Below are 23,346 nucleotides of genomic sequence, written 5' to 3' on the forward strand. Positions count from 1 at the left end.
AGATTATTCATCTTTCAATGCTACAATTGGCTGAATTTTTGCTGCTTTCCAAGCTGGAAAAAATCCTGCTAATGCTCCGGCAAGGATTAAAATAAAGACCGTAGCTAGGGCCACATTAAAATCTACAGAAGGATTTACAAGATAATCTACCTTTAAATTGGGTCCTAAGATTTCTAAAATAGCCATACTAACAATGAGTCCTGAAAACCCTGAAATAGCAGTTACAAAAATAGACTCATGAATTATCATTCCTATAATAGACCATGGTTTAGCTCCTAATGCCTTTCTAATACCAATCTCTTTGGTTCGCTCCTTTACAATAATGAGCATAATATTACTAACCCCTACAACCCCAGCTATAATGGTACAGATACCTACAAACCAGAAAAAAAGCTTTATATTTTCTATAAGCGTGAAATATCTTTTTGCCTCCTTCAATGTATTAAAAGCATTTACTGCGCTTAAATCTTCTGGAGCCACACTGTGTGACTCTTTTAAGTAACTTATCACATTCTGCGTTAATTCTTCCGAGGTTTTTACCGTATTGTCAAAATTATCTTCTGGTTTTACTGTAAAGGTTAAATTAGAAATATGATTACCTCCTCCAAAAACTTTCTGGGCAGTAGTAATTGGTATAAAGAGATTGTCTTCTTCTTCGTCTTTTGCATCTTTATAAACCCCTATTACTTTAAAATTGATTCCTGAAATTTTCAAATATTCTGCAATTGGCTCTTTTGCATTTAAAAACAATTCTCTGGCTATTTTTGTGCTAACCACCACCACTTTCTCTGCATTCTTAACATCTATGTAATTTAGAAACCTTCCTTTACTCATCTGCTGATTCTCAATAAAAAAATTATCTGGATGTACTCCCTGTACAGCATAGCTGCCAGATTGCTTTCCATAAGAAATCAAATTTGCGTTTACTCTAAAAATTGAAGATTGATATTCTATTCTACTAGTTTCCGAAGTCATAAATCCCTGAAAATCTTGATTGGTAAGTTGAATTCTTCTACCAGGATTCAAGCCTTTGTATTCTTTAGTGGTAATATAGGTCCAAACCCAAACTCTATTAGTAGCATCAGACTCGAATTCTGCCTGAATACCATTTCTCATTCCTTGACCCACACCTAACAAAATAACAAGAATAAAAATACCGGAAGCAACAGATAGCCCCGTAAGAAAAGTACGTAATTTATTCTTTCGAATTGTGCTAAAGATTTCTTCCCAACGCTCCAGGTCAAACATTCATGACTTAATTATCTGTTAAAAATTAATTATAAAAAAAATCTTTAAGTTAAGATTTCTAAGTAACTCTAAGCACAGCTAATTCGTTGATCTATAAAAATGAAAAAGCAACTAATTTTTCTTGGGTCTCATTAGCTTGTAAACAACATAACACATACCTCCAACCACCACATACGGTATTACCATTAGATATAGAATTCCATTATTTATACCTTCTGCTGCTTCCTGACTTTCTCCACTTTGCAATACAGCCCTGCACATCGCACACTGTGCCTCTGCACTTGATGAAAAGAGCATTGCGACACTTAGTATAAAAATTACTTTATAAATATTCAAGCTCATAGTTCATTTAATAAGAATAATACGGAGAAATCATCAAGTAGACAATTACTCCGGTTATAGCTACATACAACCAAATTGGAAATGTAATTTTAGCAATTTTACGATGCTTGTCAAATCTTTCAGCTAATGCTCTTACATAGGTTACTAAAACCATAGGGATAACTGCAATAGACAATACTATATGAGAAATTAGAATACTAAAGTAAATGGTTCTTATTGCTCCTTCTCCACCATATGGAGTGGCATCTGAAGTCATGTGATATGCAACGTACATGATCAAGAAAAGTACAGATAAAAATATGCAAAACTTCATAAGGCTTTCATGTAATTTACGATTGCCTTTCTTGATAGCAAGAACCGCAGTTATTAACAAGACAGCTGTAAAACCATTTATGGTAGCATAAATTGGAGGTAAAAATGATAGTGGAGAAACATCGAAACCAAAATCTTTCAATTTAATTCTAAACAATATGGCTACTGCCACTGGAATAACAATAGACAAGATAACAATCCACTTGTTATACTTTTTTGCAACCAGCTCTTCTTTTTGTGCCATTTTATTCTTTTAATAATTTCTTGATATCTGTTTTTAACATATCTAATGCTTTTTCATCTAAGCCATCATAATACACCAGAGGATTTCCATAATCATCTTGTCTACTGCGAATATTGCCTTCTTTATCAATTAATGCAAAGAAACCAGAATGCTCAAAACCTCCATCAACTTCTGTATTTTCGCCAACGTACAAATTAAAGCCTTCGTTTGCCAATTTGTAAATTTCACCAAGATCTCCTGTTAAAAGGTGCCATGAAGAATTAGAGATTTTATATTTATCTGCATATTTTTTTAAAACTTCGGGAGTATCATGAGCTGGATTAATGGTAAAAGAAGCGATTCCAAACTTAGGATTTCCATAAAATTCATTTTGAATTTCTACCATATTAGTATTCATGATTGGACAAATTGTAGGACATGTGGTAAAGAAGAATTCTACCAGATACACTTTCCCTTCATAATCTTTATTGGTAATGGTCTTTCCATTCTGATTTGTGAATTCAAAGTCTTTTACCTTTCCGATAGTTTCCAAATTAGACTTTTGAAATTTATCTACGATCTTTGGAACCACCCAGATTCCAAAAACCAAAATAATAAATGATATTCCTATGTATGAGTAGCCCTTCATCCTCAATTTTGGTATCTATTATTTCTTTTTAAAGCAAGTCTATATTCTGCTAATAAAACTTTCACATCATCTTCCATCTTATTATTAATTTCGGCAACAGACCTTGCATCAAACCCATAAAGTGTTTCATCTCCTTTACGCCCTCTCAAATTTGATTCTTTATCAATAATAAATACTTGATGGCTTCCATAATTCTCATCCAACGTATAATTGGATTGTAAACTTTCAAAGAGGGTTTGTACTTGAGAAGGACTTGCAAATAAAAATTTCCATTTATGTGCATCTGCTAAATTGTTTAGTTCTGATTTTAGGAAAATAAGCTCTTTTTCATTTTCCGGCGTATCTGGAACAACGATTACAAATTGAAAATCATTAAATTCATAAAATCTTTTATATATTTTTTGATTTAGGTTGAATGCATTGCCTCTTTTAAATTCAATATCATTTCCGAAGAATCCAAGAATTGTAATATTACCTTCCAATGAAACTGATTCTCCTGAAAGTGATCTATAATCAGTAACCTCTCCTACTCCTTTTGTAAGCACTGGCAGCTTCATAAAGTTATTTACTCCTGAAGCAAAAAATAGATAAGTGACCAATGGGAGTACAAAAAGAACTCCCAACACAAGGTATTTCTTCATAGTTTTAATAATGTGTAAAATTAAAAAAAGACGGTTAAACCGTCTTTTAATATCTTGTTAAAGTATTAGAAATCCCAACTCACAAAACCATCTCTCATCACATCGTGTATATAGTTTCCTTCTACCAGTAATATGAATGCCAAATATGGAATTAATACTAATAAAGGTAGTACGATGGTCCAGGTAAAAGTGGGGTTCTCATCTCGTAAATGCATAAAGTCCCATGCAATATAGTATGCTTTTACAAGGGTAAGTATTATGAAAATCCAATTAAGTAACTTCATACCTACAACACTTACCATTAAGCCTTCAGGTTTATATATACCTAAAGCAACCTCTACTATAGTTACAAGGGAAAGAAAGATAAGTACTCCCCAAATTTTTTGCTCATTACTTTTAAACTTAAGCAATCCTCTAAAAATTGCTAATTTATGTGTATCGTGTGCCATTTTATTTTTTTTATACCAGATAGAAGAATGTAAAAACGAAAACCCAAACTAAATCGACAAAATGCCAATATAAACCTACTTTTTCAACCATTTCATAGTGACCTCTCTTTTCATAGGTGCCTACTATCACATTAAAGAAAATGATAATATTAATTAATACCCCTGAAAAGACATGAAAACCGTGAAATCCGGTAATGAAAAAGAAGAAATCTGCAAAGAGTCTATTCCCATATTCATTTCTAATAAGATTAGCTCCTTCCACTACCATAACAGCAGATTCAAGCTTCTTCACGGATTCTTCTCTGGAGAGAATTGTTTTTTCTCCATTCTCATTTAACATCTGTGTTCTTACCAGAACATCATTATCTTTCTCAAACGCATTTACTACGTCTGCAACTGTATATGTGGGCAGTGTACTTTCACTTTGAAACCAAAACGCATCTTTACGTTCTAATTCTGATCTTTGTGTAGAAGCTTTGGTGAAATCACCTATAGCGATTTGTTTTCCAGTCTCTGCATTGACAAATTGTAATATCTGTCCTCCTTTAGTTTCCAATGCACCAAAATCTCCTTTAATGAATGTATTCCATTCCCATGCCTGAGAACCTACAAACATGATACCTCCTATAATGGTAAGAAGCATATACCATGTAACTTTAGATTTTTGCATTTTATGACCCGCGTCTACAGCCAGCACCATAGTAACAGAAGACATAATTAAAATAAATGTCATCAATGCTACGTATAGCATAGGGTATGGCTGACCGTGGAGAAACGGAAAGTGAGTAAACACTTCATCAGCAATAGGCCAAGATTCTATAAACTTAAATCTTGAAAATCCATAGGCCACCAAAAATCCTGAAAAAGTCAAGGCATCTGAAACGATGAAGAACCACATCATCATTTTACCATAGCTGGCATTTAATGGTCGGTTACCTCCACCCCATGTTTTACCTTTAGTTTCTGTACTCGTTACAGTAGCTTCCATAAAAAAGTAATCTGTTTTAAAAATTTTTCAAATTTACGTTTTTTTCCTATCTTAAGAAATAGAAAAATAATATCAAATATACCCAAAGAAAATCAAGAAAATGCCAGAAAGTTGCCCCTAGTTCTAGGCCTAGCGTGTTTCCTCCAATATATCTTTCTTTAAAATGATTATAAATTACTACCACTAATACTATAAGACCTGCTATAACATGCCCTATATGAGTGATGGTAATTGCATATAAAAAAGAGGTGGTTACATTACTCTCTGCACCTGTAAAGTAATAACCACTTTCTAAAATTTGTGTATAACCTACAAATTGAAAGACCACAAAAGAAATCCCTAAAAGAAAGGTGAATAAAAGCAATACTTTACCCGTACCATGTTGTTCTTGCTGAATATATATTTTTGCCAAATGCATGGTAAGACTGCTAAGTAGTATAACCAAAGTACTCATATAAAATGCAGTTGGTATCTCAAAGTTGTCTAACCAATCTGGTCTTGATTTACTAACTACGTATGCACTAGTTAGCCCCGCAAAGGTCATGATCATACTCCCCATACCAAACCAAAGCATCATTTTTTTGGCTCGACTGTTCTTGTCTTCTACTGTTCCTGTCGTAAGATCCATTAACTATTAATAAATTTATCTGCTACGTAAATAATTTGCATTAGAGTAATGTATGCAACACTGGCTAACATTAACTGTCTTGCAGATTTATTATCTCTTTTTTGATAGAGTTTAAAGGTAAACATCAACATTCCTACTCCTATTAAGAATATGAGCACTGCCCCCGGTATGGATAAATGCAAACTTCCCGTAAGACCTGTAACCGGAAATACAGATATTACAATCATCCAAATGGTGTACATAATAATCTGAATAGCTGTTGCTTTATCTTTTTTACCGGTAGGTAACATATTGAAACCTCCTTTTTTATAATCATCATATAATACCCAGCCAATAGCCCAAAAATGAGGGAACTGCCAAAAAAACTGGATCATAAATAAAGTTCCCGGTTCAATTCCAAAATCATTAGTAGCAGCAACCCATCCTAACATGAAAGGAATAGCACCTGGAATGGCACCGGCAAAAACGGAAAGCGATGTTTTTGTTTTTAAGGGTGTATAAATACTAGTGTATAAAAATATAGATATTGCACCAAACATTGCGGTCTTAGGGTTCACAATGTAAAGACTTACCACCCCAGCTATTGTAAAAGTGACTGCAATAATAAATGCTGTACTAACGGTCATTCTACCAGAAGGAATGGGTCTATCTTGCGTTCTTTTCATGAGCGCATCCAAATCTCTCTCAATAATCTGGTTATATGCATTGGAAGCACCTACCATGAAATAACCTCCAAAACACAACAAGGTAAGGGTCGTGAAATTAATAGCATCTGCACCTAGTAGATATCCTGCTACAGAGGAAAAAACCACACTTAACGACAAGCCTGCTTTTGTAATTTGCTTAAAATCTTCTATTGCAAGTGCAATAGAATGGTTTTTTGTTGTGGTGCTCAATACCGTTTTCATCAATCTTTTCTAAATCGTGTGCAAAGATATGTCACAATTGATTTTTATGCAATCATTTTAAGATTGTTTTGCACTTCAAAAACCTGATTGTGTTAATAACTGCATAAAAAAGTATGGTTAACGTAAAAATACTGGGGTTTTTAGGATCTGAACAGAAATAATAAGCTGTATTAAAAGTCTGTATACCAATTAAAAAGATCTGTTCTTAACCCCACATTAAACCAAACGGTTGTATTATTAAAAGTAGTAGCACTTTCAAAGGTAGGATCAAAATTACGATACGTAAGATTAATATAGACTTTTAGATTGGTTGAAGGATTGACAAGATAACCACCTTGAATATCACCCACCAAGGTATTCACATTGTTACCCTGCCCAATTTCTATCCCATTGTCTGAAGGACGATTTTCTTCGTTTGTATAAATATCTCCTCCATAAACAAAACTATCTTCTGTTGAATTGAAGTCAAAACCTCGTTTACCATAAATTAACTTTGCAGTACCAAACCATCTGCCATAGTTGTAATTAGCAATTCCCACTATTTCACTAAAATTAGCCCCCCATAGATGTGCTAACGGCTGATTATTATGGCCGTAATTCAAAACAATAGTGTTATGCGAATAGGTATAGGGTCTTACGCGATTATATTCTAATTGAAACATTAGATTTTCAACATTAAAAGGTTGGTAAAATTTAGCTCCTATTTGTATTCCATATTTATTTTTCCAGCTTTGTTCTCCTCCAAAAATATCTTTTACTGAAAGCTCATCAAGTATGAGCTGCCCATAGAGATTGAAGCGGTCATTCCATTTATACTTTCCACTTAATCCAATCAAGGCATTTCCCGCTCTTGAACCAGTTGAAAACTCAATGAATCTATAAAAAATTAGAGGATTTAAGTAATTAAGATCAAATCCACGATCATTTCTGCGATCCCAGATAACAGATTCAAAAAATCCTACATTAAGTTTAGGGCTCACATTCCAACTTAAATAATGACTGGCAACATATTTTGTCAAAAATGCTCCGTCTTCAGTCGCCTCACCTCTAACATCTCTTAAAGACATCCATAAGTTGGTATACTTAATTTTCCAAAAGGAAGTATTCAATTTAATAAACGGATAAGGACTTGCTACATCGCTCAGAAAAAGAGAACGATATCCATCTCCTATAAAATTGCGTCCATGACCTAGCTGAATATTGAAATGCTTCCCCGGAGTGAATGAAAGATACCCCTCTGCTACTGGGTAATCAAAGGCATCTTCATTAAACTCTTTTGCAATACCTCTACCAGGAATAATTGCAGGATTCCCACCGTCTGGACGAATACTTCTGGCATAATTATTATAATAATCAGCAAAGCGACCCTGACTTTCAAAAAGAGATGTTGAAAATGCTAGTTTTTTACCTAATCCTCCTTGAATATAGACTCCTCTAGTATTGTTATAAGTGAAATCTACTTCATCACTATTATCCTTACCTAATTGCAGGTCAGCAATTGGGTCTGCAGTAAACCAATACCCCTTACCAGCAACGCTTATCATATGTTCATTCCACCACTTTTTGCCCCACCAACTCTTTTTACTTTTTGCCAACGATTTATTCCGAGCATTAAGATCATAATAATTAGCCACTTCAGAATACAAATAGGGTTTTGATGCGGTATGATTATTGCTTCCCACTTGATTAAGTGACGCGTCAAAAACTCCATAAACTTGATGTGAAAATGGAATATTCAATTCACTTTCAAATTCATTATTATTGTATTGATTTTCTACAATACTATCCCATTCACCGGAAACTTCTTTCTCAAAGTCTACTGCTGGCGAATTACTTTTTGTTAAAACAGCCTCCTTATCTTCTATATTACTATTGAGTGGGAGATTAAAATTAAAAGAAAATTGCATATAAGTAGGCCTGCTACTATAGGTGGCAGGCACAATCACAGGGAGCTTTAAAAACAAGCTTTCCAACTCTTCTTTTACAGAAGCGTATACCGCATCTGCATACAACAGCTTGAATTTACCTTCTTGAGTTACTTCAAAAAGCAAAGATACTTTGCCTTTATATTGTTCAGCTATAACATCTTCTGGCTCCTTGAAATTCTCATAAAAGAAAATTCTAAATTGCTCTGTAAAACAGCTTTGCAACTGCTCTGCTAGTTGATTTTCACACTCAGAAAAAACAGGATAACGCTTAAAGTTATTGGTTAACTCTTGCGCGTTTAGTACATATAAGTTCAAAAACAAAAAGCAGATAAAAAAGTTTCTCATAAAAGCAACGATCCTTAAATCTCATCAAAAATGATTTGGCAAGATAGTCTTTTTCTTATTTTTAATAAACGACAGCTTTAAAGAAAAATTCCCGCACAAGCGGGAATTTTTTTAATTCACTTTAAAAATGATAGGTTTCGCAAATAATACCTCTACCGGACGGTGACTCTGCTTTCCTGGTTTCAATTGTGGCACCATCCTTATTACTCTTTCGGCTTCCTTCGCTAATGCAGGATGAGGCGCTCTTGTTTTGATATCTGTTATATAGCCCTTTTTGTCAATTTTGAATACTAAATGAATTCGCTGTATGCCCTCCAAACCAAAATCTGAACCTAATGAACCGTTAAAATTTTTACTTATAATTTTATTTAGTTCCGAAGAGAAACAGTCTATCTTTTCTTTATTAGTACTTAGTTGTTCACAACCCGGAAACAGGGGTACCGTTTCTACTGCCATGATACTAAATATTTCCTCTTCATCTTCTGTTGGATATTTAATATCCTTTAAAGACAAATCCGTAGGGTCATTAGCAGGTGTTACCACGACATTCTTAGTTTCCTTTAGGTCGTTTTCACTGTTTTTAATGATTTTAATCTCTTCCCCAACAGTATTAGAATTTTCTGAAAGAGGCTCTGAGAGCGGGTCCGAAATAAGAGGTTTAGGCTCTGGTAATTGAAGCACAAAGGGTTCTTCTACAATAATATCTGGGGTCACTTGAAGCTTCCCCAAATCGGGATTGTCTATAAATGGAAATGTAGCCTCTACCGTAAAGTAGGTAATCATAAGACTTAGAATAAGTCCTATTTGAAAGTGAAGCCATCCGTTTTTTCGTAAATTTACATCTTGCTTACGAATGCGTGGTTGCGGTGATTCATTGCCGTGAATCTGTTGCGACTTTTTAGAGTAACTTTTCATAAATATGGTTTTAATGTTAAAGTTACTTAGAGCACAATAAGCATACCAAAAACAGAAAACCCGAACAAATTGTTCGGGTTTTCTTATATAAAAAGTTCGATTTTTCTATTGTAATTTAAAATTAATTGGAATACTGAAAGGAACACGTACTGCACGACCTCTTTGTTTACCCGGAGTCATTTTAGGTAGCTTTTTAATAATCCGCATTGCTTCTTTTTCTAAATTCTTATCCGGACCTCTCATTCTAACATTCCCAATGCTACCATCTTTTTGAATGGTAAACATCACTGATACTCTTCCTTGAATTCCCAATTCTTGAGCTATCTCTGGATATCTAAAGTTATCTCTAATATGCTCGTTCATTTTACGTTGAAAACAGTCTCTCAATTTAGATTTTGGCTGCCCTTCACATCCAGGAAAAACAGGTACATCTTCAATTACTGCGAAGGGAACGTCTACATCTAAATCCTCTTCTACCTCTTCTATCTCAACTACTTCGATAATTTCTTCTTGATTCGTTTCTGTAGACTCTATAACGGTTTCCTCTACCTCTTCTTCATCTTCCACTACCTCAATAACTTCAGGTGCAGCAGGTGGCGGTGGCGGTGGTGGTGTGTTTAATTGTTCTGTCATTGGGACATCCTCATCAAGATCATCATCCACGTTCATGGTATAATCGAATTTTTCATTCGGATCATACTTCTTGTATTCTAGTGCTCCCCAGGTTACGGCAAGAATAAAAGCCAAACCAATAACAAAAAAGAGACCACTATTTCTAGTAAGATCAGCTTTAGGATTTTTCTTAAGTTCCATGATATACTATTTTATGTTTGCTAATTTAAATATTTATTCACAATTAAAACAATTAATTTATTGTTTTTAACGCCTTATTCCTATCTATTATGCAGCGGATTACCAAAATTGCCAGAAAAACTCCCAAACTATTTGCTAAAACGTCAAACCAATCTGCCGAACGTTTATAAGGCAATACATACTGTAATCCTTCAATAATCATACCATAAATAAAGCTCAAGACACTTGAAACTAGAAGAGTTCTTCTTTTTTTATACTTCTGCCATTCAACAAGCATAAACAAGTAACAAAAAATAGTTAAAAAAGCATAAAAAACTGCATGTACAATCTTATCTCCAAAGCTTAGTTGCACTTCCACTTTAGGTAATTCGCTTAAAGAAAATAAGCTGAGTAGTGTTATGAGCACCAACCAGCCTATTAGTAGTATTTTAAAAATATGTTTTTTAAACACCAATTAACTCTTGGTATTCTTCACTACTCATTAATTGAGCTACTTCTGAAGCATCTGCTATCTTAATTTTTATCATCCACCCTTCTCCATAGGGGTCGCTATTTACCTTTTCAGGTTCTTGTTCAAGCGCCTCATTAAACTCTGTTATCTCACCAGTAAGAGGGAGAAATAAATCTGAAACTGTTTTAACTGCTTCTACCGTTCCAAAAACTTCATCTTTATCTAGCGTCTCATCCACAGTTTCTACTTCTACATAAACAATGTCTCCAAGTTCTCCTTGAGCAAAATCTGTAATCCCAACTATAGCGGTATCTCCCTCAACTTTAACCCATTCATGATCCTTGGTATACTTTAATTCTGATGGTATATTCATTGTAATTATTAAAAAATTATAGTTGACAAATGTACTTTTTTAGCCGAAGCTTACAAAAAAACACATTAATTAATTTCCAAAATTGTAACGCAAGGTGAATCCAGACCTAATTGTAGTTTGAGGAAATGCGGTTGAAATAGCAAACTCTGAGAACGTGTGATCGTAAAAGAATAATGTGGTTAGGTTTTTTGTTAAAGCGTAGTCTGCGGTAAATTTTAATGCCCATATATTTTGCCCAGCAGTAATGCGATTATTATCAATATCTAGATTTCTAATAACAGTAACATTATCACGAAGGGAAAGATCGGCTTTTAAATTTAAATCTCCTTTAAGCGTGGTCTTTTTTCCACCAATATTTGTTTTAAAGCGTAAATCTTTAATACGATAGCCTAAACCAAAAATATACTCTTTACCTGTAATTTCTGTTAGTAGGTTGTTATCAAAACTTAAAGAAAGTGCACGATCTCTTTTTACTTCGGCCTGAACACTTAGTGAATTTTTCATCTCAAAATCCACGCGAATTAACGGATTAAATTGTTCTACCAAAGTAGCGTTGGTATAAATAGTCTCGTTGAGAAAATTTCCGGCTTGATCTGTTTGACTCGTAAATGGAACATTAGGATCGTATTCCAGATTTGTTCTAAATGAATTTAAACTGTAGCTAGAACGGTACCCATGCGAAAGAGAGAACCTACGGAATTTCTTTCGGAACCATTTATTCCTCATAAATCCGGTATATTTTATCACCCAATTAGGAATAGGAACATCTCTAAACGCTCCTAAAGATACTTTTTCTGCATCTTGCCCGGTATAGGCTGCTAAAAATGCAGGAAGCATCACCGCCTGATTTGTTTTTCCAAAACCAATGGGAAAACCATCTTCATCTAATTGCGCAGGGTCATTGATATCAATTCCTTGCTGTATTGCCAATCTATTAGCAATTGAAAGTCTATTTGCTCTAAAGTCATCAAAGGTTTTAGAAGAAAATTCATCACTGCTTGAAAAAGAGGTTGCTATCATTAAAGTGGAGATAGAAAAGTCTCCAAATCTATTACCTAATAAAGTTTCATACTCTAACTCTCCTGCATTCTCATTTACTCTAAAATTTTCTGTGTAGCTCTCTGCATATTGTCGGTCTGCTACTAAATCAATTGTTAAATCTTGAGTGGGAAGTGCATTGGCAGAGATATTCAAGATACGGTTGGTTCTTTCAATATATTGCTGATTAAACTCTGTAAAAGTAGTTAGCCATCCTTTTCTGGCGGCTTCATAACGAATATCTGCCTGACTTCCAAATACAAAACCAAATGAAGGTCTTAGGGTTCCTATAAAACCAATAGATTCTGTATACCCCGGAAGTACTTTACCATTATTTTCGGTATAATTTAAATTAATACGTTTTATGGGGGTTAGAATATCTACTAGCGTATTATGCAGTACAGATGTTTTTTTCAATTTTTCTTCTTCTGGTTTTCCGCTAGCTGGATTTACGGGTCTGCGGGGTATCCCACTTCTTTTTTGCCTTGTCTCGGGTTTCTTCCTTTTTTCCAATCCTAAATATCCATACAACTTATCCATATTAAGTGCTGCATTTATGGTGTGGGTATTAGCATTTTGTATGGTATTCAAATTTTCACCTGCGATTTCATTAAGCACTTCTCCTCCTCTTTGCCAATCAAAGTCGCCCGTATAGGTATAGGTAGTATTTAAGAAACTAAAAGCTGGGATTTTATTTAATGGTAATTCATAATTTAGTTGTAACTGTTGCGTATGCCTGTTGGCTTCTCCTGTATTAAAAAAGTCGTCATAAATACCAATATCTTCACGAATCACCGTATTTCCATCTTCATCTTGATCAAAATAATTACGAACGATATTATAGTTAGCAGCCGTGAAGTTAAATCGTAACGATTTTGTTAAATTATAGTTGATGGTATATTGCCAATCAAATAGGAAATTACGTTGTTGCAATAACGGCAGGCCAAGATCATCTACATCTCCAGTATCAATTCCTAAAACATCTCTAAAACGTTGTTGGTTAAAGGTACGTGTGATATTAGAATTAACAGAAATGCTGGTAGGCAACAAGTTAAAATTTAAGTCTTTCAACCACTGCCAGTACCTACCTGTAAAAAGAGAATCATTCTTTTTAAAAGGAGCTACCTCTACTGGCTTAAAACTATGGTTATAATTAAATCCCGTTCTTACGTTTTGATCTCTTTGTTCTTCAATCTCAAAATCACGATGATTTACTTCATTGTAAGCATAATTAAATGTGAAGTTTTCAATATCAAAAAACTGTTGCTTAGCCTCTGGTGCTCTATTTTTTCTAAGCCCTATTAAGCTTATACTTCTTCTTTTTGTATAATCTTCTGCTTGTTTTCTAGTAACTTCTTTTTCTTGTGGAGTATCTGCCGCTTCAATACGGTCTTCTAAGGTAATATCTTCATAAACCGGATCAAATTCTGGGGTAATTAATTCTTCTGAAATACTATAGTTTAATGGGATTTGAAGTCCCCATTTTTTAGGAAATAGCTGCCCTAAATTTACATTGGTATTTAAACCGTACTGAACAGATTCTTCTCTGCTTCTCTCATTTGGCAGTTGTTCTAATGTGCCAAAACCAATAGTACTTATTTGCCCTGTTGCAGAGATATTTGCAAAATCGGCCAGGTTCGCATCTACAGCTGCAACTGCTGCCCATCCTCCTTTATTATCAAGTTCAGAAAGTCTAAGCTCGTTAAACCAAACTTCTCCACAAACTTCATTAGTTGAAGCATTCTTAACACCCACCATTAAAGCCCTTATGTTACCAAGAGATGGATTTCCTTTAAGACCTAAACGTTTTACTCCATCCTGTCTTGGAGCAAACTCACTAACTACATTGAGGTCTTCATCATAATATGTAACCTGGTTTAATGTACCATCTGCTATGCCTACAGCTTTCATGCGGGAGAGCAATTCTAATGAAATATCAAGGTTGTTTAATTCTGGCCAAATTTCTTCAGGAGTTGAAGCGCCTGGTTGTGTGATTTGTAGCGGTACTTCTATCTGATAGTAATTATCATCAAAATCGGTACCCAATCTGATAAACCCAACCAGTTCATTATTAAAAACTGTATTGTTTTGAAAAGCCTCTGCATGCATAAACATTTGCAATCGTTTATACTGCCTTAAATCTACATTAATGTTCTTAAAGGCTCCTCTTGCATCTTGTGATTGAAGGTCACAAACCGTATAAGCAAGAGATTGTTCATTCTGCCTTACAATTGTATTGTTATTATTGAGCTGCTCGCGCTGTACTCCGGGGGGGAGTCTATAAGGTATAGGCTGACGCTGTTCGTTTTCCTGAATATTTACAGTGCTGATATCTGCAAAGGTTCCATCATCTTCAGGATCATCTTCGTTTTCCTGCAATGAACGGGTATAAAAACGATAGTCACCTCTTACCAGGTCAAGCGTTGCAAAACGAAGTACTACATCTTCGGTAAATCCAGTAAGGTACATTCTCATAAAACTTATGGACCTTAAATCCGTTATTCCGCCAATAGCATCGTTGAATTCACGAATGGGGATTTTAAACTGAATCCATCTTGATCTTACAGTTCCATTATTTGGTACTGGTCTATCTTCTTCCCTAATATCTGTAACATAAGGATCTGTTCGCTGTATATTAGGGCGAATTGGAATGCGATATTCAAAATAACTATTTACCGTATTCTGCGTAAGGTCTCTATCTACATCTTCTACATCGGGCAAAGTAGTAGACCCTCTATTGGTATTGCTTACGGCAACAGGAGAGTTTCCATGTGGGTTATTAAAGTTAAAGTACCTATCCAAAATACTTCCCGTGGCTTCTAAATAATATTGGTAATTATCAAGTGCAGGATCACTACCTAGATTATTGGTATAAATGTTTGCTTCTTCACTATCTGCTAATCCATCAAAGCCTACATCTTGAATTGTTCTATTATCTGCATCTGCATCAAATGCGTATACTAAAGATTGCGTAGAGGGTACAACACCCCATGAGGTCTCTGCGGTTAAATTGGTAGGAGAATTATCATTAATTGGTAAACCATTCTCATATTGTTTACGTCCATCTGTCAAGATATCCTCGGATATATTTCCTAAATTAAAAACTAACTCGCCTCCTGCTCCTGTGGTTCCATCTACATAAGGATCTAAGACCCAAAATTGAATAAACTCAACATTTGCCTGTTCAAAATTAGTACTGCTTATAGAACGCATAATCCCACCCCATTTATCATCTGCAGGTACCGCATTAATTGCTTGCGGGTTGTTATTATAAGGTCCCTTGACCTGCGGATAATAAGCAAGATCTAAAGTGTTTTGTACGGTAGTCTGACCCTGTGGCACATCTACCTGCGGAAAGATCTCGTCTATAAATACTCGTCTTGTTTGATTGGTAGAAATATCATCATCTGAGATTCCGGAAGGTCTTTGAGTGGTATAAAAAATAGGGTCAATTGTGTACCATGCTAATTTTGCTCTTCCGTACCCGTTTAAAAGATTATCAGGATCGTCTGGTGAATTACCAAAGGGTTGCCCGTTATTTAAAAATTCTAATGGCGGACTTGCCAAGGACCATGCTAGCGGACCTCTAATATCAATAAGTGATTGAGCTCCTTCAAAATCATCTAAATATGCGGTAGTTTCTCCTTCAAAATCGGCATTTTTAGGAGACCCTGGAATTAAATATGCTACTTCACCTCTTACCGATAGATTGGAAGGAACATCCGTATCAATATTTGGTAATTTGTTTAACCAGCGTGTTAAAAATGGAAGTTCTGTAGAAAAGTTTCCATTAAAACCAAAAATTGTATTATTAACAGGCTCCACACCAAAGTTTGCTTTTTGGGTTAATGGTCTTTCATTTAGATTAAGAAAGGTAGCGCCAAGCACAAATTTTTCACTAAACTGATGCTCTACATTAATCCCTGCAAACCTTCGGGTTTGTTGTCCAAAAATAGCGTTATTCTCTACAGATACTTCTATTGGCGTATTTGAAGCACGAAGACCTTCATCCAAAATTTGCACTGTTCCTGCCTGGTAGTTTACGGTATAATCAATACCCTCTTGTAACAATCTACCGCCAGCTGTTACTTGAACAGATCCTCTAGGAACATTAAATGCGCCTATTGGAATACCATTAGAACCTTCTGATTTATACCTCCCTTTAAGCTGGAATTTATTTTTATCACTATCCTCTAGTGCAGCAGCTTTGGTTAGTTCATACATATTTCTAAATACGTAACGATCTTGATTGGGGTTATAAGATGTTGGATTGTTATAATCTCCTCCTCCTAATTCTTGATGCAAAAATTCACCAAATGGTTCTGCTTTGGTGAAAATAATATTACCAGACTGGGTATCAATTGTAATTCCGGGTATAAAATCAAAGAAACCATCACCTCCGCTTTGGGGGTCATTGTAAACATTTAAACGATCAAAATTGAAAACATCTAATAAGATACGTTCCTCTAAACCATTTGGAAAAGTGGCTTCATCTACTGGTGACAAATAATTTACAGGTGAAGGATCAAGATACAGAATATTCATTCTAAAGTCTTCTTGACTCAATTGAAATGCGCCAGTAGAATAAATGTTTTTCATCATCAAATCCCAAATTGGATCTGACACATTGGTTATATTACTTTTTAAAAGTTTTAATACAAGACTGTTATTAATAATTGTATTATTATCTGGATCAACTCCCGTAGAGCCAATCCCGTCCGCTGCAAATTCACCTACCTGATACACTTCTCCCGCGTATGTATACTGAAATGAAACGGCTAATACCTCGTCATTACTCAAACGCTGATTTAAAGAAATATAACCCAATTGGGTATTTAATGTATAGTCTCTACCTTGTTCTAGCTTTCTAGCATTTTCCAGTATGGCATAATCAAAGCCTTCGTTTACCACAGAGTTTAAGGATCCAAAACCAGATCTAGTAGTTGGAATTTCTCTAATTGCGCTGGTAAGCACAGAATTTGCAGTTCCAATTGCCTCAGGATTAAAGTCATTTGCATCATTACGAGGCAACTCATTTGGCTGACCTGTATTCACATTAAAAAAACCTGGTGGATCTTGATTATTGATTCCTAATCTAGTCTTATTCTCTTCAAATTCACCTAAATCCTGAATTGCCACAATATTTCTAACATTCTCGGTTCTTTGACCACGATTTGTAACCCATACTTCTATACGGGTAATCTGCACTTGGCTTCTTATAAATGGGTAATTTTCAAGAGCGGTATCGTATTGATCTCTAAAATATTGTGATAAATAAAAATGCCTGTCTTCATCGTAGTCTAAAGCAAAAATTTCAAAATCGTTTAGTGTTCCTCCACCTTGGGCTACTACTGATCTACTTTGCGAACGTTGCTCGGAAAATACGCCTGTTACTCTTGTTCTTCCAAATTGAAGCTCAGTTTTAACCCCAAAAAGACTCTGAGCTCCGGTTATTAAAGAGCTATTCAAGGGCATGCTAACATTACCTACTTCAATTTTTTGAAGAATATCATCTTCTGTAGGCTCATATTCAAGTTTTATTAAGTTTTGAAAATCAAAAGTGGCTTCCGTATCGTAGTTTGCATTAATTGCTAATCTTGTACCCACTTTACCTAATAAACTCAAACTTATTCGTTGATCAAAGTCAAAAGTAAGATTCGTTCGGTTTCTTGGAGATAATGCGGGATTGTCATTTTTTTGAAAACGCACTCCCAAATCCATTGCCACGGATCCCTGTGGTATTACTTCAATGGTGTTACCGCCAAAAACTGTCTCAAAAAATCCCGAATTCACATAGAAACTTGGAAGTAAATTTTTCCGAGCTTCTTTACTTCCTTCTTTTTTTCCATCTACAGCATCTATTTTTTCTTTAAAGTATTCGCGCATGTTTTCCTTTTGCACGAGCTCTCCATACTGCTTAGGTGTTAAAATTACTGGATACTTAATATTGAAATCACCTATAGTTTCATCGTAAAAATACAAATCCAAAGCTGGATCGTAAGTGTATTTTGCCACAATGCTATTAGGGTTTTTAAGAATAATTCTACCAAGAGAAATTCCTGTCTTTACAGAATCTTGAGGTACTGGAATAGTATCCTGCGCATATAAATTTATGCCGGATAACAAAAGTATACTAAAAAAAATTACTCTGGTTAAGTTGAGTGGTACTTTTGGTATGGTCGTTTTCAAATCGTCTATAAATTTTTAAGCGCTCTTTTTATTATCTCTTCAACACTTAAATCAGGGGTTTCTTTAACAGTCTTATCTATAATTTTTTCAGATTGTTTACGGTTAAAGCCCAACACCTCTAAAGCAGATAACGCTTCTTCTTTATTTGTATTGCCTTGCAGACTTGAAACTTCATCCATGTCATAAATCTTAAGAATTTTATCTTTCAAATCTATAATTACACGTTGTGCAGTTTTTGCACCAATTCCTTTTACCGCTTGAATAGCAGCCACATCACTAGATGCAATTGCATCCCTTATCTGAATTGGGTTCATAGAAGACAACATGGTTCTAGCTATACTTGCTCCAATTCCTGAGACGGATAATAGCAATAGAAATATTTCACGCTCTCCTTTTTCTGCAAAACCATAAAGCGTATGAGAATCTTCACGCACTAATAAGTGTGTATATAATTTAAGATGTTCAACGTCTGGAATTTTGGAAAATGTATTTAAAGAAATATTTAAAAAATAGCCTACGCCATTGCATTCAATTACCACATCAGTTGGATTTTTTTCTACCAGCTTCCCGTTAAGATGTGTGATCATAAATGTTATTAAAATGTTAATGCTTCAAATGTAATAAAATTATTTACAAATGAAGCATTCTCTTACTGTTGCAAACGTTAAAGCTTAAGAATGATTTTTAGACCTTCTTTCTTTTTCTTGAGCATCAATCACCGCAATGGCTGTCATATTCACCATTTCATCTACACTTGCTCCTAATTGCAATACATGCACTGGTTTGCGCATCCCAAGCATGATAGGGCCAATGGATTCTGTCTGATTGAGTTCTTTCATTAATTTATAAGTGATATTCGCAGCATCAAGATTAGGAAAAATCAACGTATTTACCTTTTTACGAGCTAGTTTAGAAAAAGGAAATTTCCCTTCTAACATTTCACGATTTAATGCAAAATCTGATTGCAACTCTCCATCTACTGCTATATCGGGATAATGTCTATGCAAATAACTTACAGCATCTTTTACTTTGGTTGCTTTTTCACTCACTGAAGAACCAAAATTTGAATATGAAAGCATCGCAATCACAGGTTCCATAGCAAACATTTTGATTGCTTGTGAGGTCATTTGGGCTATCTTGGCTAGTTCCTTTGCGCTTGGATCTATATTTATTGAGGTATCTGCCAGAAACATAGGGCCTCTTTCTGTAATCATAAGGTTCATAGTAGCTACTTTTGAAACTCCATGTGCCTTACCTACCAATTCTAACATTGGTTTAAGCACTGTTGGATAACTTCTTGAATAACCAGAAATAAGGGCGTCTGCATCTCCTTCATTCACCATCATTGCAGCAAAATAATCACGTTCTCTTATTTTCTTTTCAGCGTCATACAAAGTCACTCCTTTGCGCTTTCTAGATTGCCAATATTTTGTTGCATATTTTTTCTTGATAAGATTGAATTCATCTGTTTTAGGATCAATAATTTCCACTTCTGCATCAAATTCAATTTCCTTTTTAAGTTCAACAATAGTTTCTTTATTCCCTAATAATATGGGTATGGCTATCCCTTCATCATAAACAATTTGCGCAGTTTTTAATACATCTAGCTGATCTGCTTCTGCAAATACTACTTTTTTAGGGTTTGTTTTTGCTCGATTGTGTAAAAGTCTTACCAACTTATTATCATTACCTAATCTTTGAAGGAGTGCTTCTTTATATCCATCCCAGTCTTCTATTGGTTCTGTTGCGACCCCACTTTCTATAGCTGCTTTTGCAACTGCTGGCGGCACTTCTCCAATAAGTCTTGGATCAAATGGTTTAGGTATAATATATTCTTTTCCAAATGCCATACGGGTTTCACCATACGCTATATTTACCTGTTCTGGAACAGGTTCTTTAGCTAATTCTGCAAGTGCTTTTACCGCAGCCATTTTCATTGCTTCATTAATTTTGGTTGCTCTAACATCTAAAGCACCTCTGAAAATAAAAGGAAAACCTAATACATTATTAACTTGATTAGGATGATCTGACCGACCTGTAGCCATTATAATATCTTTGCGGGTGGCTATGGCAAGGTCATAATCTATTTCGGGGTTGGGATTCGCCATTGCAAAAACAATAGGATCAGTAGCCATTGATTTCAACATTTCGGGAGTTACTATATCGGCAATAGATAAACCAATAAACACATCGCAGTCTTTCATTGCTTCTTCTAAAGTATCTATTTTACGATCTGTAGCAAATTCTAATTTTTCTCCGGAAAGATTTTCTCGATCTTTTCTTATTACTCCCTTACTATCAAGCATCACTATATTCTCAGAGCTAGCTCCAAAGGCCTTATAAAGTCGTGTACAAGAAACGGCTGCAGCTCCTGCTCCACTAATTACAATTTTAACTTCTTCAATATCCTTTTCTGCGATTTCCAGCGCATTTAGCAATGCTGCTGAAGAGATGATAGCTGTACCATGTTGATCGTCGTGCATTACTGGAATATCCAGCTCTTCTTTTAATCTTCTTTCAATTTCAAAAGCTTCAGGAGCTTTAATGTCTTCCAGATTAATCCCTCCAAAGGTAGGTGCTATGGTTTTTACAGTTTCAACAAACTTATCTACATCTTTAGTATCTAATTCAATATCAATTCCATCAATATCCGCAAAAATCTTAAAAAGCAAGCCTTTTCCTTCCATCACGGGTTTTGAAGCTTCAGGACCAATATCACCTAAACCTAACACAGCAGTTCCATTGGTAATTACTGCTACAAGATTGCCCTTAACAGTATATTTATAGACATTTTTACGATCTTTTGCTATCTCAAGACAAGGTTCTGCTACTCCAGGTGAATAAGCCAGCGCAAGGTCTCGCTGAGTTGCATATCTTTTGGTTGGTACAATTTTTATTTTTCCAGGTTGTGGTTTGGCATGATAAACCAGTGCTTCTCTCCTTTTACTTTCTTTGCTCATGACATAATTTTATGCGTTTACAAATGTAAAAGTATTCTTTGACTTAACTAAGTCATGTCTCCTTTACTTTTTAAGAATTAAAGAGATTGTCTGGATCTTTTAGTTGATTTAGCTTTTCTAGCAAACTGTCTTTTAGTAAATGAAGTCCTAATTGATAAGAAGCATTCATCCAACCAAAACCACTAGTTGTAATATAATCAAATTGGGTTCCTACATTTCCGTATTCTGCATACACCTTGTGTGTACATTTCACAACATCGTATTTCTCTGGAATAGTACCGTTGTAGTCAACCGCATTTCTAGTGATCATCCATAACCATCTGTAGATTAATTCTTGTGCTTCTTTTTTATACCCATAATTCAATAAGCCTTTCCAAATAAGCATTTGATGAGGTGCCCAGCCATTTGGATAATCCCATTGTCTTGACGCCTTTCCCTTTCCAATTTCTTTTATAGAAGCATGAGTGGTGGCCAAAACCCCACCTTTAGCCTTAAAATCCCTCATCAAATTTTTAACTAAAAGGGCTGCCTGATCTTCTGAACACATTTTGGCCCAAAGCGGATAAAAATTAGTGGCAGATTCAAAATACGTTTGCTTCTGCATTACAAAATTATAATCAAAATAACCCCCATGATTTGCATCCCAGAGCAAACTATCTACTTTTTGTTTTCTAAATTTAGCTTTTTCTTTCCAATAATCGTGAGTGTATATTTTTCCATTAATAGATTGAAACTCTCCGTCAAAATATTTTTTAATGAGGTATCCAAAATCTTCCTCATACTTATAGAGTAGCGAATTTAAATCTACTGTATTAAGGTCTGCACATACATTGTCTAATCGCCAAGAAGTATCATGCCCACTCTCTCGAAGGCTGCGATCATGAATGAAATATTCATCTAATGCTTCACTCTTGATTTCACCAGAAATATATTTTGCTTCAAACTCTTCTTTAGGCATCTCAGCTTTCATTGCAAACTCGCTAAGAATTTCATCAAAATGTCCTTTTTCTGTTTCGGGGGGAATGCCTATACCTTCGGCTAAATATCTGTTTAAGCCATTATCGCAAAGTCTTTTACTTTGCTCCATCCAAACCGTTTCATATTCATGAATAGCTACAGACATCGTTTCTTTTAGCCATTCTAATGAAATACTGTTTCCAGCTTCAAACACTTCTAAAATAAAAGAGCTTAAAAATGGAGGTTGCGTTCTTGTAAGATAATAAGACCTATTGGCATTCAATATTTTACCATAGTGGGTAATCTGATAACAAAAATTATCTACCATTGCTTTTGCCAAATCTTTTCTATCATCTAAAAGGAGCCCTACTCCTTCAAAGTAACTATCCCATCCGTACATCTCATTAAATCTGCCACCGGGCACTACAAAAGGAATTCCTTTATCATTGACTATTTTTAAAGACAGTATTCCCGGTTTATCATTAATTGATTTTACATACGCTGGGGTAATCTTTTCTGGGAGTATTTCCACTATAAGGTTTGGGTATTCACTTGCTAGCCATTCAAAATAATTAACACCTTCTGTATCTGAAGAGGGGACGTAAATTCTTTGCGAAGTATCATCTGCTTTGTCATCACTTAAGATTTTCTTAAGTCCTTCTTTGTCAACAGTTCGCGTAAGATCGTTCCAGAAATAATAGCGGATCATTCTAGAAATTCTGGAGGCTGGAGGTTCTTCTATTTTTCGCAGAGAAACTTTAACTTCTGTATCACCATTAGCTCTTGCCAAAGCAAGCTCTTGTAAAAGATTTGATAAATAGTATGTTCCCTTTACTTCATAAGGAAGCCCATCCACCGTAATTAATTCAAAAGAACGAGGACCCTTGTCTTCTTTGGTGATTTTTTTATCACCATCTGTATCTTCCTGCTCCAATAATTTATGAAGCGTTTTTTCAATATTAAGCTTGAACAGCATCTCTTTCTGTCAA

18 protein-coding genes are annotated in these 23,346 nt (G+C 35.0%); all 18 read right to left on the reverse strand.

Annotated elements, in window-relative coordinates:
• Window positions 1-3 precede the first annotated feature (3 nt).
• On the reverse strand, window positions 4-1,248 hold the full coding sequence (locus WBG07_RS08625) for an ABC transporter permease (RefSeq protein WP_340200378.1): 1,245 nt from the start codon (window positions 1,246-1,248) through the stop codon (window positions 4-6).
• Window positions 1,249-1,359: 111 nt separating this feature from the next.
• Entirely contained in the window at window positions 1,360-1,590 is a 231-nt protein-coding gene (locus WBG07_RS08630; RefSeq protein ID WP_340200380.1) for a hypothetical protein, read from the reverse strand.
• A 7-nt stretch (window positions 1,591-1,597) separates the two neighbouring features.
• Window positions 1,598-2,146, reverse strand: a complete 549-nt coding sequence (locus tag WBG07_RS08635; RefSeq protein ID WP_340200382.1) for a DUF420 domain-containing protein — start codon at window positions 2,144-2,146, stop codon at window positions 1,598-1,600.
• A 1-nt stretch (window position 2,147) separates the two neighbouring features.
• Window positions 2,148-2,774, reverse strand: a complete 627-nt coding sequence (locus WBG07_RS08640) for an SCO family protein (protein WP_340200384.1) — start codon at window positions 2,772-2,774, stop codon at window positions 2,148-2,150.
• A gap of 2 nt (window positions 2,775-2,776) precedes the next feature.
• On the reverse strand, window positions 2,777-3,415 hold the full coding sequence (locus WBG07_RS08645) for a hypothetical protein (protein ID WP_340200386.1): 639 nt from the start codon (window positions 3,413-3,415) through the stop codon (window positions 2,777-2,779).
• Between the two features lie 65 nt (window positions 3,416-3,480).
• Complete coding sequence (locus WBG07_RS08650) at window positions 3,481-3,864, reverse strand: cytochrome C oxidase subunit IV family protein (protein ID WP_340200387.1); 384 nt, start codon at window positions 3,862-3,864, stop codon at window positions 3,481-3,483.
• 10 nt (window positions 3,865-3,874) lie between these two features.
• A complete protein-coding gene (locus WBG07_RS08655) occupies window positions 3,875-4,852 on the reverse strand; it encodes a cytochrome c oxidase subunit 3 (protein ID WP_340200389.1) in 978 nt (325 codons plus the stop codon).
• A gap of 46 nt (window positions 4,853-4,898) precedes the next feature.
• Window positions 4,899-5,480 carry a cytochrome c oxidase subunit 3 gene (locus WBG07_RS08660; RefSeq protein ID WP_340200391.1) on the reverse strand — a complete coding sequence of 194 codons (582 nt, stop codon included), beginning with the start codon at window positions 5,478-5,480 and terminating at the stop codon, window positions 4,899-4,901.
• Window positions 5,480-6,388 (reverse strand): heme o synthase, encoded by a 909-nt coding sequence (gene cyoE, locus WBG07_RS08665; protein WP_340200393.1) that lies wholly within the window; start codon window positions 6,386-6,388, stop codon window positions 5,480-5,482. Before cyoE ends, WBG07_RS08660 begins: the two co-directional genes overlap by 1 nt.
• 170 nt (window positions 6,389-6,558) lie before the next feature.
• Entirely contained in the window at window positions 6,559-8,661 is a 2,103-nt protein-coding gene (locus tag WBG07_RS08670) for a gliding motility protein RemB (RefSeq protein WP_340200395.1), read from the reverse strand.
• A gap of 111 nt (window positions 8,662-8,772) precedes the next feature.
• Window positions 8,773-9,576 (reverse strand): energy transducer TonB, encoded by an 804-nt coding sequence (locus WBG07_RS08675; RefSeq protein ID WP_340200396.1) that lies wholly within the window; start codon window positions 9,574-9,576, stop codon window positions 8,773-8,775.
• Between the two features lie 105 nt (window positions 9,577-9,681).
• Window positions 9,682-10,389, reverse strand: coding sequence for an energy transducer TonB (locus tag WBG07_RS08680; RefSeq protein ID WP_340200398.1), 708 nt, complete (start codon window positions 10,387-10,389; stop codon window positions 9,682-9,684).
• Window positions 10,390-10,441: 52 nt separating this feature from the next.
• Entirely contained in the window at window positions 10,442-10,840 is a 399-nt protein-coding gene (locus tag WBG07_RS08685) for a VanZ family protein (protein ID WP_340200401.1), read from the reverse strand.
• Window positions 10,833-11,213: a glycine cleavage system protein GcvH gene (gcvH, locus tag WBG07_RS08690; RefSeq protein WP_340200404.1), complete on the reverse strand. Its 381-nt coding sequence runs from the start codon at window positions 11,211-11,213 to the stop codon at window positions 10,833-10,835. The genes WBG07_RS08685 and gcvH overlap by 8 nt, the downstream gene beginning before the upstream one ends.
• Window positions 11,214-11,282: 69 nt before the next feature.
• Window positions 11,283-18,440, reverse strand: coding sequence for a T9SS outer membrane translocon Sov/SprA (sov, locus tag WBG07_RS08695; protein WP_413788818.1), 7,158 nt, complete (start codon window positions 18,438-18,440; stop codon window positions 11,283-11,285).
• Between the two features lie 5 nt (window positions 18,441-18,445).
• Window positions 18,446-19,027: a Holliday junction branch migration protein RuvA gene (gene ruvA / locus WBG07_RS08700; protein WP_340200406.1), complete on the reverse strand. Its 582-nt coding sequence runs from the start codon at window positions 19,025-19,027 to the stop codon at window positions 18,446-18,448.
• Window positions 19,028-19,111: 84 nt separating this feature from the next.
• Window positions 19,112-21,400 carry an NADP-dependent malic enzyme gene (locus tag WBG07_RS08705; RefSeq protein ID WP_340200409.1) on the reverse strand — a complete coding sequence of 763 codons (2,289 nt, stop codon included), beginning with the start codon at window positions 21,398-21,400 and terminating at the stop codon, window positions 19,112-19,114.
• A 70-nt stretch (window positions 21,401-21,470) separates the two neighbouring features.
• On the reverse strand, window positions 21,471-23,333 hold the full coding sequence (locus WBG07_RS08710; RefSeq protein ID WP_340200411.1) for a trehalase family glycosidase: 1,863 nt from the start codon (window positions 23,331-23,333) through the stop codon (window positions 21,471-21,473).
• Window positions 23,334-23,346: the final 13 nt, after the last annotated feature.

Origin of the sequence: Ascidiimonas meishanensis, assembly GCF_037782385.1 — a bacterium.
In the GTDB taxonomy this organism is placed as follows: domain Bacteria; phylum Bacteroidota; class Bacteroidia; order Flavobacteriales; family Flavobacteriaceae; genus Ascidiimonas; species Ascidiimonas meishanensis.